At 64.7% G+C, this 13458-nt stretch carries 10 protein-coding genes; 7 read left to right on the top strand and 3 right to left on the bottom strand.

Annotated elements, in window-relative coordinates; translation table 11 throughout:
* Positions 1–55: 55 nt before the first annotated feature.
* A complete protein-coding gene (locus XI03_RS09195; RefSeq protein WP_038970212.1) occupies positions 56–1864 on the bottom strand; it encodes a PHA/PHB synthase family protein in 1809 nt (602 codons plus the stop codon).
* A 253-nt stretch (positions 1865–2117) separates the two neighbouring features.
* On the opposite strand from XI03_RS09195, the gene XI03_RS09190 reads away from it, so the two are divergent.
* The 5 genes from XI03_RS09190 (at position 2118) to XI03_RS09170 (ending at position 7204) form a co-directional block, all read left to right on the top strand.
* Positions 2118–2393 (top strand): hypothetical protein, encoded by a 276-nt coding sequence (locus tag XI03_RS09190; protein ID WP_038946669.1) that lies wholly within the window; start codon positions 2118–2120, stop codon positions 2391–2393.
* 216 nt (positions 2394–2609) lie between these two features.
* Positions 2610–3830 (top strand): LL-diaminopimelate aminotransferase, encoded by a 1221-nt coding sequence (locus tag XI03_RS09185; RefSeq protein ID WP_028144802.1) that lies wholly within the window; start codon positions 2610–2612, stop codon positions 3828–3830.
* A 29-nt stretch (positions 3831–3859) separates the two neighbouring features.
* Positions 3860–5176, top strand: coding sequence for a homoserine dehydrogenase (locus tag XI03_RS09180; RefSeq protein ID WP_028144801.1), 1317 nt, complete (start codon positions 3860–3862; stop codon positions 5174–5176).
* A gap of 162 nt (positions 5177–5338) precedes the next feature.
* The gene (gene glpX / locus XI03_RS09175) at positions 5339–6340 is read left to right on the top strand and encodes a class II fructose-bisphosphatase (protein WP_018323059.1); all 1002 of its coding nucleotides are present in this window, start codon (positions 5339–5341) and stop codon (positions 6338–6340) included.
* 144 nt (positions 6341–6484) lie between these two features.
* Complete coding sequence (locus XI03_RS09170; RefSeq protein WP_038970214.1) at positions 6485–7204, top strand: haloacid dehalogenase type II; 720 nt, start codon at positions 6485–6487, stop codon at positions 7202–7204.
* A 32-nt stretch (positions 7205–7236) separates the two neighbouring features.
* On the opposite strand, the gene XI03_RS09165 is transcribed toward XI03_RS09170, so the two are convergent.
* Positions 7237–7890, bottom strand: coding sequence for a TetR/AcrR family transcriptional regulator (locus XI03_RS09165; protein WP_240536261.1), 654 nt, complete (start codon positions 7888–7890; stop codon positions 7237–7239).
* A 178-nt stretch (positions 7891–8068) separates the two neighbouring features.
* Between XI03_RS09165 and XI03_RS09160 the strand changes: the two genes are divergently transcribed.
* Together XI03_RS09160 and XI03_RS09155 are read left to right on the top strand one after the other, a co-directional pair.
* Positions 8069–9271 carry an efflux RND transporter periplasmic adaptor subunit gene (locus XI03_RS09160; RefSeq protein WP_271591928.1) on the top strand — a complete coding sequence of 401 codons (1203 nt, stop codon included), beginning with the start codon at positions 8069–8071 and terminating at the stop codon, positions 9269–9271.
* 5 nt (positions 9272–9276) lie between these two features.
* Entirely contained in the window at positions 9277–12420 is a 3144-nt protein-coding gene (locus XI03_RS09155) for an efflux RND transporter permease subunit (RefSeq protein WP_271591927.1), read from the top strand.
* 47 nt (positions 12421–12467) lie between these two features.
* Here the strand turns inward: XI03_RS09155 and XI03_RS09150 are convergent, their stop codons facing one another.
* Entirely contained in the window at positions 12468–13439 is a 972-nt protein-coding gene (locus tag XI03_RS09150) for an MBL fold metallo-hydrolase (protein ID WP_271591926.1), read from the bottom strand.
* Positions 13440–13458 lie beyond the last annotated feature (19 nt).

Here is a 13458-nt window from a genome sequence, read left to right as displayed (position 1 = left end):
CCCTCTGTCGTCGCTGCGTTGAGCGCGAGTCTATACAAAAGCGCGGAAGATTCCGCTATGCGCGAACCCTGACATAGCTGCCGGGCGCGTCCTCGATCGCCGGCAGGGCGTCGCTGCCGACGCTGCGCGCCGGGACTTGCTCCGGATCGAGCTCGCCCAGCCATTGACGCCAATCCGGCCACCACGAGCCCTTGTGCTCGACCGCGTCCTTCATCCATTGCGCGACGTTGACGTCCTTGATGTTGTCGTTGGTCCAGTACTGGTACTTGTTCGAGGCGGGCGGATTGACGACGCCGGCGATGTGGCCCGAGCCGGACAGCACGTATTTCACCGGACCGCCGAAGAACTGCGAGCCGTACAGCACCGATTCAGCGGGCGCGATGTGGTCCTCGCGGGTGGCGAGGTTGTAGACGGGCACCTTGACCTTGGAGAGATCGAGCAGCGTGTTGTCGAGCACCATCGTGCCGGTGGAGAGCCGGTTCTCCAGATAGCAATTGCGCAAATAATAGGAATGGTTCGACGCGGTCATGCGCGTCGCGTCCGAATTCCAGTGCAAGAGGTCGAACGCGCTCGGCTGCTGCCCCTTAAGGTAGTTGCTGACGACGTAGGACCAGATCAGATCGTTGGAGCGCAGCATGTTGAAGGCCATCGCCATCTTCGAGCCTTCGAGCACGCCGGCCGCCTTCATGTCCTGCTCGAGCGCCGCGATCTGCTCCTCGTCGACGAACACCAGGAGGTCACCCGCATGGGTGAAGTCGACCTGTGCGGCGAAGAACGTCGCCGACGACACGCGTTGGCGGCGCTTCTCGGCGAGCCAGGCCAGCGTGGTCGCGAGCATGGTGCCGCCGACGCAATAGCCGGCGGTGTGCACCTTCATCTCGCCGGTGACCCTCTCGATCACGTCCATCGCCGTGAGCGGGCCTTCCTTCATGTAGTCTTCCCAGCTCTTGTTGCCGAGCCGCTTGTCGGGATTGACCCATGAGATCACGAACACGGTGATGCCCTGGTCGACGCACCACTTGATGTAGGATTTCTCCGGCTTGAGATCGAGGATGTAGAACTTGTTGATCCAGGGCGGCACGATCAGGAGCGGAGTGCGCAGCACCGTCTCCGTAGTCGGCGAATACTGGATCAGCTGCATCATCTCGTTCTGGTAGATCACCTTGCCCGGCGTCGTCGCCATGTTGACGCCGACGACGAGGTTGTCCGGGTTGGACTGGCGGATCTTCAGCATGCCCTTTCCGGCTGCGATATCCTCGGCCAGCATCTTCAGGCCGCGGGCGAGGTTCTCGCCGCTGCTGGCCACCGTTTCGCGCAGCACCTCCGGATTGGTCAGCACGAAGTTGGACGGCGAGATCGCGTTGATGACCTGCTGGACGTAGAACTCCGCTTTGCGGCGGGTCTGCGGATCGAGCCCTTCGGCGTCGCGCACCAGCTCCTGCGCCCATCTGGTCGTGAGCAGATAGAGCTGCATGACGAAATCGAAGAACTGGTTCGACTTCCATTCCGGGTCGGCAAAGCGCTTGTCGCGCGGCGAGGGCGCGATCGCGGGCGCTGCGTCCTGGCCGGCCATGCGGCGCACCGCCGAGCCCCAGAGGTCGAGATAGTCCTTGGCGAGCTTGGTCTGCAGATCGGAGGAGCGGGACGTATCCGACAGCCAGTATTCGGCGACCGAGGTGAAGGTCTTGACGACCTCGGCGAGCTCGGCCGGCGGGCGATCCTGCACCTCGCCGCTCTCGCGCGGCTTGAGGTAGGCGGCCAGCGCCTTGCCGCCGCTCTCCATCGCCCGCGCGACATTCATCGCGAAGGCTTCCGCATCGAACTTCGTCTCGGGTTTGGGCGTATCGGTCGTGGCCATGCTCATGAGCAGAACAGTAACGGTTCATTCCGTATTCGTCACCGCGAAGCTCGCATGTTTGACGTTAAACACTCTCGAAGATGTGTTGCACTGCGACAAATCTTCTTGGTTCCGTCACATTCGGGCCGCACCGCTCGGCTTGGTGGGCGATGGCTGTTTTCTCGCTCGCACCATTTGGGCAGCAATGGTTTGAGCTTGGGCGCGGTCTTGGGTAAGGTTGCCCGGGGCCGTGCTTTGGGACGAGTAGGGGATTTCCCAAGTGTTGGCGTTGTGGGACCTGCAAAAGACGCTGCCGATCCGCGGCGCGCTGCTGATCGCGGCGCTCGCCGTTGGCGGCTGCTCGAGCCAGCTCGCCGATATGACCCCCGCGGACGCGCAGGCCCATCCCAGGGAGCCCGGCACCTACCTGCCGGTGCACGACCTGCCGCCGGATCGCGATCAAGCGGTCATCCCGCCGGAGCAGCGCGCCAAGATCGAGGCTGAGCTCGCCGCCGCGCGCGATCGCCAGGCCGTCGCCGGCAAGGATGCGAAATGAGCCGCTCCAAGGTAATCGCTGGCGCCCCCGCCTTGCCGTGCTAAAAGACCACGGTTCAGCCGAGAGTCAGGGCGAACGACTTCAGTCTTCGTCGTCGATGATTGCTCTAAGCATTTGATTTTGAGTAATTTTCACGACGAAAATGGACGCCTTTCCGAAGCGCCGTCCTGGCCTGTCGATTCTGTCCTGACCGGTTGCCCCGGAGCCCAGAGAGCCATGGAAGAATTTTACCGCATCCGCCGCCTTCCGCCTTACGTGTTCGAGCAGGTCAATCGGGCCAAGGCGGCCGCGCGGAATGCCGGCGCCGATATCATCGACCTCGGCATGGGCAACCCGGATCTGCCGGCCCCGGCGCATGTGCTTGAGAAGCTGAAGGAGACGCTGGGCAAGCCGCGCACCGATCGCTACTCGGCGTCCCGCGGCATCCCCGGACTGCGCCGGGCCCAGGCCGGCTACTACGCCCGCCGCTTCGGCGTGAAGCTCAACCCCGACACCCAGATCGTCGCGACGCTGGGCTCGAAGGAAGGCTTTGCCAACGTGGCGCAGGCGATCACCGCGCCCGGCGACGTCATCCTCTGTCCGAACCCGAGCTACCCGATTCACGCCTTCGGCTTTTTGATGGCGGGCGGCGTGATCCGCTCGGTGCCGTCGGAGCCGACGCCGCAGTTCTTCGAGGCGGTGGAGCGGGCGATCGTGCATTCGATCCCCAAGCCGCTGGCGCTCGTCGTCTGCTATCCCTCGAACCCGACCGCCTATGTCGCGAGCCTGGACTTCTACAAGGACCTCGTCGCGTTCGCGAAGAAGCACGAGATCCTGATCCTGTCCGATCTCGCTTATGCCGAGGTCTATTTCGACGAGAACAATCCGCCGCCCTCGGTGCTCCAGGTGCCCGGCGCGATGGACGTCTCCGTCGAGTTCACCTCGATGTCGAAGACCTATTCGATGGCCGGCTGGCGCATGGGCTTTGCGGTCGGCAACGAGCGCGTGATCGCAGCGCTCGCCCGCGTCAAATCCTATCTCGATTACGGCGCCTTCACGCCGGTGCAGGTCGCGGCGACCGCCGCACTGAACGGTCCGGACGATTGCATCAAGGAGATGCGCGACACCTACCGCAAGCGCCGCGATGCGCTGGTGGAATCGTTCGGCCGCGCCGGCTGGGAGATCCCGCCGCCGGAGGCCTCGATGTTCGCCTGGGTGCCGCTGCCCGAAGCCTTCCGCAGCGTCGGCAGCATGCAATTCGCGACCCTGATGGTGGAGAAATCCGGCGTTGCGGTCTCGCCCGGCGTCGGCTTCGGCGAGCATGGTGAAGGATATGTCCGCATCGCCATGGTGGAAAACGAGCAACGGATCAGGCAGGCCGCGCGCGGCGTGCGACGCTTCCTTGAAAGCGGCATCGAAACGTTGCACAACGTCGTTCCGCTCGCCAATCGGCGTTAGGTTCTCTTCGGCAGGTTTTCTAAGTCATCATGGTTGCACCCCTGAAAGTGGGCATAGCGGGGCTCGGCACCGTGGGCGCCGAAGTTGTCCGTTTGATTGAAACGCAGGCCCGCGTGCTCGCAGGCCGCAGCGGCCGCGGTATCCGCGTCGTCGCCGTCACCGCGCGCTCGAAGGCGAAGAAGCGCGGCATCGACCTGCGCGGCGTCGAATGGGTCAAGGATCCGTTGGCGCTGGCCACGCATCCGGGCATCGATTGCTTCGTCGAGCTGATGGGCGGCGCCGGCGATCCCGCGCTGTCGGCGGTCGAGGCCGCGCTCAGCGCCGGCAAGTCAGTGGTCACGGCCAACAAGGCGCTGCTCGCGAAGCACGGTTTGAAACTGGCAAAGGCCGCTGAAAAGCACAGCGGTGCGCTGAATTACGAGGCAGCCGTCGGCGCCGCGATCCCCGTCATCAAGACGTTGCGCGAGGGTCTTGCCGGAACCGGCATCAACCGCGTCTATGGCATCCTCAACGGCACCTGCAATTACATCCTGACCCGGATGGAGCAGGAAGGCCTGTCCTTCGCCGAATGCCTCGCGGATGCGCAGCGGCTCGGTTATGCCGAGGCCAACCCGTCCTTCGACGTCGACGGCCATGACACCGCGCAAAAACTCGCCATTCTCGCCAGCCTCGCTTTCGGCACGAAAGTTGCTCAAAGCGCGGTGTATGTCGAAGGCATCTCCTCCATCGCGCCGGAAGATCTGCGGGCGGCGGCCGATCTCGGCTACCGCGTCAAGCTGCTCGGCGTTGCGGTGCGCACCGCCAAGGGCATCGAGCAGCGCGTGCATCCGACCATGGTTCCGAAATCCTCCTCGATCGCGCAGGTGATGGGCGTCACCAATGCGGTCACAATCGACGGCGAGGGCATTCCGCCGATCACGCTGGTCGGCCCCGGCGCCGGCGGTGCCGCGACGGCATCCGCCGTCGTCGCCGATATCGCCGATGTCGCGCGCGGAATCCGCGCCAATCCGTTCGGCCGGCCCATTTCTCATTTGCGCGACACCAAGAAGGCGCCGATGGAGCGGCACGAGGGCGGCTATTACATCCGCCTTCTGGCGCGCGATTTCCCCGGCACCGCGGCTGCGATCGCGACGCGGCTGGCAGAGCAGAAGATTTCGATCGAGTCGATCGTGCAGCGTCATCCCAATGGCGGCGCTGCGCCAGCCGACGGCAAGGCGGTTCCTGTGCCCGTCATCCTGATCACCTATGCGACGCACGAGGACGCGGTGCGCCGCGCGCTCGCCGCCGTGCAGAAGGACAAGGTGATCAGCGGACGGCCGCAGGTGATCCGGATCGAGAAGAACTGAGCATGTCCCGGATCCGAAGGACCGCGCCAGCACAAGGTGCGAAGCGGTTTTCCGGAAAGGTCATGCTGAAACAATGAGGCGGTTTGAACGAACGAACCGTGGGCGTTGAGAGTTGATGCGGGCAGAGACTTCTGTCCAAAACCGTTTCGAAGGAGTGAGCCGATGTCGACCCATATTTCAGTCCCCCCGCACGCGTTGCTCGAGCGCATCCTCACGCTGGAGATCGTGCGGGTGACGGAGCGGGCGGCGGTGTCGTCGGCGCGGCTGCGCGGGCACGGCAACGAGAAAGCGGCCGACCAGGCTGCGGTGGATGCGATGCGCCGCGAGCTCAACAAGCTCCCGATCGAGGGCACCATCGTGATCGGCGAGGGCGAGCGCGACGAGGCGCCGATGCTCTTCATCGGCGAGAAGGTCGGCTTGAACGCCGGCCCGCAGGTCGACATCGCGGTCGATCCGCTCGAAGGCACCACGCTGTGCGCCAAGAACATGCCGGGCTCGATTGCCACCATGGCGATGGCCGACGGCGGTACGCTGCTGCACGCCCCCGACGTCTACATGCAGAAGCTCGCGATCGGGCCGGGCTACAACAAGGGCGTCGTCGATCTCGATGCAACGCCGGCCGACAACGTCCGCCGTCTCGCCAAGGCCAAGGGTGTCCAGCCCGACGGCATCACGGTTCTGGTGCTCGATCGTCCGCGCCATGCCAGCATCATCGAGAGCGTGCGCTCGACCGGCGCCGCCGTGCGCCTGATCACCGACGGCGACGTGGCCGGCGTGATCCATTGCGCCGACCCCGATAACACCGGCGTCGACATGTATCTCGGCACCGGCGGCGCGCCGGAAGGCGTGCTCGCGGCCGTGGCGCTGCGCTGCATCGGCGGCCAGATGCAGTGCCGTCTCATCCTCGATTCCGACGAGAAGCGTGAACGCGCCGCCAAGATGGGCGTCAACGATCCCAAGATGATCTACGGCATCGAGGACATGGCGCGCGGCGACTGCCTGTTCGCCGCCACCGGCGTCACCACGGGCTCGCTGCTCTCGGGCGTCAAGTTCCGCAAGGACGGCGTGATCGAGACCGAGACGGTGGTGATGCGCTCCGTCACCGGCACGGTGCGCTACATCAAGGCCGAGCATCGCGAGCTTGCGAAGTTCCATCTGGATTGAGTAGGGCATAACAACTGCCCGTCATTCCGGGGCGACGCAAAGCGTCGAGCCCGGAATCCATAACCACGATCGGGAGTATGGATTCCGGGCCTGCGCCTAACGGCGCATCCCGGAATGACAATAAGAACAATCACGGGAAGCGCCATGTCCGAACTCTCCGCCGTCAAAGCCCTTGTCTTCGACGTCTTCGGCACGGTTGTGGACTGGCGCACCAGCCTCATCACCGACTTCATGTGGTGGAGCAGGCAGCGCGGCATCAGTGCCGACTGGACGGCGCTCGTCGATGGCTGGCGCGGCATGTACATGGCCTCGATGGATGACGTGCGCAAACATCCCGAGCGCGGCTATGTCATGCTGGATGATCTGCACCGCCGCTCGCTGGAGAAGCTGGTCGCGCAGTTCGCGATCAAGGGCCTCACTGACGCCGATCTCGATTATCTCACCAAGGGCTGGCATCGCCTCAATCCCTGGCCAGACAGCGTCGCGGGCCTCACCCGGCTGAAGTCGAAATTCGTGATCTCGCCGCTATCGAACGGCAATGTCGCGCTGCTCACCAACATGGCGAAGTTTGCCGGCCTGCCGTGGGATCTCGTCATGTCGGCCGAGCTGTTCGAGCACTACAAGCCCGATCCGGAAACCTATCTGGGCGCAGCAAAGCTGCTCTGCCTCAAGCCGGAGGAGGTGATGATGGTCGCCGCCCACAACGGCGATCTCGCGGCGGCGCAGAAGAACGGCCTGAAGACCGCGTTCGTCGCACGGCCGACGGAGTACGGTCCGCTCCAGAAGGTCGATTTCGAAGCCACCGGCAAGTGGGACATCGTCGCCAAGGACTTTGGCGGGATCGCCGATAGGCTCGGCTGCTGACCTTCTTCCAAGCCGAGCGAGGCGGCTCACGCTTATTCGTCGGCCGCACAGAAGGTTGCAATGGCAAGATCGATCCGCCGGTCCAGGGCGCGGCGATTGAACTTGAATGCGGTGTCTGTCAGCAGCCTGAAATGATCGTGGCTGAACACCATGCCGAACAGCATTTCGGCAATGAGGCGGAGCGGCACGCCCTCAAAACGGGGCTCCAGGCGAACTGCCTTCAGTAGCTCGACGATATGCTCCGTGCCGCTTTCCATGATGACCTCGGCGAACATACGCCCCAGCTCCGGGGACGCCTGACGTTCACCGATGATCAAACGCTGCAGGGCGATCTCGCCAGGCGACAGCGCGACGTTGGCCGCCTCGCGCAGCATGTTTCGAAGCCGGATCACTGGTGATCCTTCCGAAGGGGTGTCTGCGTAATCGGCTTCCGGCAAGCTGCGCAGCAGCATGGCGCGGAACAGCTCGGTCTTGCTCTCGAACAATTTGTAGAGCGTCTTCTTCGACATCCCGGCGGCACCGGCGATGTCGTCCATCGTCGTCGCGGCAAACCCTTTGCTGGTGAAGGTGTCCTTCGCCGCCGCCAGCAATTGCGTCATGCGAGCGTCGGGGGCGGGGCCCACGGTCGGCTTGGTCCGCTCCGACGGCGGAGCAATGCGCCTCTGACTGCTGGCTTCTTTCGCCATGGATGTACCCGCTTGAATTTGAGCTGCTTCACGACTGCTTGAACGCCGTTGTGCAGGCAGCCTAGCACTTGACTTCAGGGAAGGAAACTACCAAGTTCCCAATGGAAACTGAATAGTTTCCAAGTGTTTCCGTGCGCGATGCCCTTCAGGGGCCGCAACTTACCCATGGATCGTCATCATGCGTCCTCCGATCGTCCGCGCTGTTCCCTTGATTGCCCTGCTGCTTGCCGCTTGCGGGGAGCAGAACCCGCAAGCGGCATTGCAGCAGATGGTGCCGGAGGTCGGCATCATGACCCTGAAACCGCAGGAAGCGAAAATCTCGACGGTGCTGCCGGGCCGCGTCGTCGCCTACCAGGTTTCCGAGGTCCGGCCGCAGGTCACGGGCATTCTGCTCAAGCGCGACTTCGTGGAAGGCGCCGAGGTCAGGGAAGGCGACCTGCTCTATGAGATCGATCCGGTGCAGTACAAGGCGGGCTTGGCCAGCGCCGAGGCCGCGGTGCAGAGGTCGGAGGCAACGCTCGTCAGCGTCAAGCTCAAGGCCGCGCGCAAGACCCAGCTTCTGCAAACCAATGCGGCGAGCCAGCAGGATGTCGACGATGCGGTCGCCGCCTACAAGCAGGGCGAGGCCGACGTGAAGGCGGCGGAGGCCAACCGCGACACGGCTGCGATCTCGCTGGATCGCACCAAGGTCACGGCCTCGATCTCGGGCCGGATCGGCAAGTCGAGCATCACGCCCGGTGCGCTGGTCACCGCCAGCCAGGCGACCGCGATGACGACGATCCAGCAGCTCGACCCTGTCTATGTCGACCTCGATCAGTCGACCTCCGAGATGGAACGCCTGCGCAACCAGATCGCCAGTGGCCGGCTCAAGCGTCCTGCCGAAGGCGTGCAGGTCGAGCTCTTGATGGAGAGCGGCAGGGCTTACGGCCACAAGGGCAAGTACGGCTTCACCGATGCCAGTGTCAACGAGAGCACCGGCTCGGTCTCGTCGCGCGCGGTCTTCGCCAATCCCGAGCGGGCGCTGCTGCCGGGCATGTATGTGCGCGCCCGCGTCGTCGCCGGCGTGGACACGGCCGCGATCCTGGTGCCGCAGCGGGCGGTCTCGCGTAATCCGCTGGGGCAGGCGGTGGCGATGTTCGTCGACAAGGACGGCAAGGTCGAGCAGCGGACGCTGGAACTCGGAGAGGACGTCGGCAGCAACTGGCTGGTGCGCTCCGGCGCCAAGGCGGGCGACCGCCTGGTCGTCGAGGGAACGCAGAAGGCTCGCCCCGGCGCGCCGGTCAAGACCCTCGAGGTCGCGGTCGATCCCGCAACCGGTCTTGCCGTGAATCCGACGCGGCAGGCCGACGCGCGGCCTGCGGCCGCCACAGCCGAGCAGTAACCGTCATGTCCCATTTCTTCATCAAGCGGCCGATCTTCGCCTGGGTCATCGCCATCCTGATCATGCTGGGCGGCGTGCTCGCGATCATGCGGCTGCCGATCGCGCAATATCCGCAGATCGCGCCGACCGTCGTCACGATCACGGCGACCTATCCCGGCGCCAATGCCGAGACCGCGGAGAACTCGGTGACCAAGGTCATCGAGCAGAACATGACCGGCCTCGACTATCTGCAATACATGTCGTCGTCGAGCACCTCGACGGGCCAAGTGCAGATCTCGCTGACCTTCACCAACGAGGCCGATGCCGACATCGCCCAGGTGCAGGTGCAGAACAAGCTGCAGCTTGCAACTCCGCTGCTGCCGCAGGTCGTGCAGCAGCAGGGCATCAAGGTCGTGAAGTCCTCGGCGAGCTTCTTGATGGTGCTGGGTTTCGTCTCCGAGGACGGTCGGCTTGCCGCCAGCGACATCGCCGACTACGTCGCCTCCTCGGTCAACGATCCGATCAGTCGCGTTGCCGGCGTCGGGCAGGTGACGTTGTTCGGCGCCGAATACGCCATGCGCATCTGGCTCGATCCCGACAAGCTGGCCAAATACAATCTGATGCCCGGCGACGTGACCGCGGCAATCCAGACCCAGAACACGCAGGTGACCGCCGGCCAGCTCGGCGGCCTGCCGTCTGTCGGCGGCCAGCAGCTCAATGCCACCATCACCTCGCAGAGCCGCCTGCAGACGGTCGAGCAGTTCAAGGACATCATCCTGCGCACGGCCACTGGTCAGACGGTCCGGATCGGCGACGTCGCGCGGGTCGAGCTCGGTTCGAAGTCCTATGATTCCGCGGCGCGCTACAACGGCAAGCCGGCCGCGGGCATGGGCATCAGCCTTGCGACCGGCGCCAATGCGGTCGCGTCCTCGGAAGCGGTGAAGGCGCGCGTTGCCCAGCTCAGCGCCACCATGCCGGAGGGGCTCCGCGTCGTCTACCCCTACGACACCACGCCCTTCGTCAAGCTGTCGATCGAGAAGGTGATCCACACGCTGTTCGAGGCGATCGCGCTGGTCTTCGTCGTGATGTTCGTGTTCCTGCAGAGCTGGCGCGCCACCATCATTCCGACCATTGCCGTGCCGGTGGTGCTGCTCGGGACCTTCGGCGTGCTCTCGCTCGCCGGCTATTCCATCAATACGCTGACGATGTTCGCGATGGTGCTGGCGATCGGCCTCCTGGTCGATGATGCCATCGTCGTGGTCGAAAACGTCGAGCGCGTGATGGCCGAGGAGCAGCTTAGCCCGCGCGAGGCGACCGAGAAATCCATGCGCGAGATCACCGGGGCCCTGGTCGGGATCGGCGTCGTGCTCTCGGCCGTCTTCATCCCGATGGCGTTCTTCAACGGCTCGGTCGGCATCATCTACCGGCAGTTCGCGCTCACCATCGTCACGGCGATGCTGCTGTCGGTGCTGGTCGCGCTGATCCTGACGCCGGCTTTGTGCGTCACGATCCTGAAGCCGCCGCAACACCATGGCGCGCAGCGCGGCTTCTTCGGCCTGTTCAACCGCGGCTTCGACCGCATGGCCGACGGCTATCAGCGCACCGCGGGCGCCGCGATCAGGCGCAGCGCCGGGATGATGATGGCCTTCGCGGCGATCGTCGCCGCCATGGTCGTGCTGTTCCAGCGGCTGCCGAGCTCGTTCCTGCCCGACGAGGACCAGGGCACGATCATGACCCTGATCCAGCTCCCGGTCGGCGCGACGTCGACGCGTACGCTCGACGTGATCAAGCAGGTCGAGCATCAATATCTCGACAACGAGAAGGATGCCGTCGACGGCGTGTTCGCGGTCAGCGGCTTCAGCTTCGCGGGGCAGGGGCAGAATGTCGGCCTCGCCTTCGTCAGCCTGAAGCCGTTCGACGAGCGCAAGAGTCCTGCGGCCTCGGCGCAGGCCGTGGCCGGCCGTGCCATGGGGGCGTTCATGAAAATCCGCGACGCCATGGTGTTCGCGGTGCTGCCGCCGTCGATCCCCGGCTTCGGCAATGCCGGCGGCTTCGACGTCTATCTCCAGGACACCGGCGGCAACGGTCACGAGGCGCTGATCCAGGCGCGCAACCAGCTGCTCGGGCAGCTCGCGGCGGACAAGCGCGTGGCGCAGGCCCGGCCGAACGGTCAGGACGACACGCCGCAATTCAACCTCGACGTCGATCAGGCCAAGGCCACGGCGCTCGGCGTCAACCTCAGCGATCTCAACACCACATTGTCGGCGGCCTGGGGCGGGGCCTATGTCAACGACTTCATCGACCGCGGCCGGGTCAAGCAAGTCTACGTGCAGAGCGATGCACCGTTCCGCATGGATACCAGCGACATCGGCCGCTGGTATGTGCGCAACGCCTCCGGCTCGATGGTGCCGTTCTCGGCGGTCGCCACCGATCGCTGGAGCTTTGGCTCGCCGCGCCTCGAGCGCTACAACGGCGTTGCCGCCGTCGAGTTGCAGGGGCAGGCGGGGCCGGGCATCAGTTCGGGCGTCGCCATGCAGGCGGTGGAGGAGCAGATGGCCAGGCTGCCCAAGGGCTATGGCCACGAATGGACCGGATTGTCGTTCCAGGAACGGCTCACCGGCAGCCAGACGCTGTATCTCTATTCGATCTCGCTGCTGATCGTCTTCCTGAGCCTTGCGGCACTCTACGAGAGCTGGTCGGTCCCGTTCGCGGTGATGCTGACGGTGCCGATCGGCGTGCTCGGCGCGCTGCTCGCGGCGACGCTGTTCAGCCAGGCCAACGACGTCTATTTCCAGGTCGGTCTGCTCACGACGATCGGCCTTGCCTCGAAGAACGCGATCCTGATCGTCGAATTCGCGCTGGAGCAGATCGCGGCCGGCCGGAGCCTCGTCGATGCCACGCTGCACGCGTCACGTCAGCGCCTGCGCCCGATCCTGATGACGTCACTCGCCTTCATCCTCGGCGTGTTGCCGCTGGCGGTGGCGACAGGGGCGGGCTCGGCCAGCCAGAATGCGGTCGGCATCGGTGTCGCCGGCGGCATGATCGCGGCAACCGTGCTCGGCATCTTCTTCGTGCCAGCGCTGTTCGTGCTGGTGAAGCGGATATTCCCCGGTGCCCGGGCGGACGTTGCCACTGCGAATCTTCCTGGGGTCGCGGAGCCCGCGGAATAGGAGCAGTCATGGTCCGGGCGGCGCGCGCGCCGCCCGGACCTGACGAGCTACAAGGTCATCTGCATCGGTTCGGGATAATAGTGGAAGCCTTCACCGGCCTTGGCGACATGGCCGTAGCCCGGCCAGGCGAAGTGATAGGACATCACCGGGGTCTTGTTGGCCGCAAGCATCGTCAGCAGTTTGACGCGCGATTCCGCGGCCTGCTTCGGATCGGTGTCGTAGGAGAATTCCATGCGCGGCCGCTCGAGCAGCAGCACGGAATGGTGCGAGAGGTCGCCGAGGAAGGCGAAGGACTTGCCGGCCGACGACACCAAGAAGATGGTGTGGCCGACGGTGTGACCGGGCGCGGCGATCGCCTGCACCCCCGGCAGGAATTCCTGACCATCCTTGAAGAACACGATCCGGTCGCGGACCGGCAGCAGGTTCTTGCGGGCGTGAACGACGAAGTCCTTGGCCGGGCTGCCGAGCTTGCCTTCGTCGGTCCAGAAGTCGAAATCGGTCTGCGAGATGTAGATCTGCGCGTTCGGAAACAGCGGCTTGCCGCCTTCGTCGACGATGCCTCCGATATGGTCGATATGGGCATGCGAGCACACGACGGCATCGATGTCCCCGGGCTTGATGCCGGCCTCGGTCATGCTCTTCTGTTGCCGGCCGGTGCTGGCGCCGAACATCTTCGATGAGCCCATGCCGGTATCGAACAGGATGAGCTTGTCGCCGGTCTTCACGATCGGCGAGTTCTGTTCGAGCACGACGTTATCCGGCGACAGGAAATTGTCCGCCAGCATCTTCTTCACCTCTTCCTTGGGAACGCCGGTGAAGGTTCCGGAGGGATCGCCGAGCGGCAGCGGGCCGTCGGACACGACGGTGACCTCGGCATCGCCGAGAACGAAGCGATGCCAGTAGGGCGTCTGAGTGCCGAGCTTGGGTGCCCGCGCCATCGCACTGGTGCCGAGCATGGCGCTGGCACCAAGGCCCGCTCCGAGCGTGAGAAGAGACCGACGGGAGACATCGATTGTCATGCGTTCCTCGCTTTTGTCT

This window comes from Bradyrhizobium sp. CCBAU 65884, from assembly GCF_028128835.1.
Taxonomy (GTDB): domain Bacteria; phylum Pseudomonadota; class Alphaproteobacteria; order Rhizobiales; family Xanthobacteraceae; genus Bradyrhizobium; species Bradyrhizobium ottawaense.
The sequence above is the reverse complement of the archived record's forward strand: the minus strand, read 5'-3'. Positions and strand labels throughout refer to the sequence as shown.

Bases quoted from the DNA above. Each gene is read 5' to 3' on its own strand.
- XI03_RS09155 (WP_271591927.1), top strand. From the start codon at position 9,277: ATGTCCCATTTCTTCATCAAGCGGCCGATCTTCGCCTGGGTCATCGCC.
- XI03_RS09170 (WP_038970214.1), top strand. From the start codon at position 6,485: ATGTCCGAACTCTCCGCCGTCAAAGCCCTTGTCTTCGACGTCTTCGGC.
- XI03_RS09185 (WP_028144802.1), top strand. From the start codon at position 2,610: ATGGAAGAATTTTACCGCATCCGCCGCCTTCCGCCTTACGTGTTCGAG.
- XI03_RS09165 (WP_240536261.1), bottom strand. From the start codon at position 7,890: ATGGCGAAAGAAGCCAGCAGTCAGAGGCGCATTGCTCCGCCGTCGGAG.
- XI03_RS09150 (WP_271591926.1), bottom strand. From the start codon at position 13,439: ATGACAATCGATGTCTCCCGTCGGTCTCTTCTCACGCTCGGAGCGGGC.
- XI03_RS09160 (WP_271591928.1), top strand. From the start codon at position 8,069: ATGCGTCCTCCGATCGTCCGCGCTGTTCCCTTGATTGCCCTGCTGCTT.
- XI03_RS09180 (WP_028144801.1), top strand. From the start codon at position 3,860: ATGGTTGCACCCCTGAAAGTGGGCATAGCGGGGCTCGGCACCGTGGGC.
- XI03_RS09195 (WP_038970212.1), bottom strand. From the start codon at position 1,864: ATGAGCATGGCCACGACCGATACGCCCAAACCCGAGACGAAGTTCGAT.
- glpX (WP_018323059.1), top strand. From the start codon at position 5,339: ATGTCGACCCATATTTCAGTCCCCCCGCACGCGTTGCTCGAGCGCATC.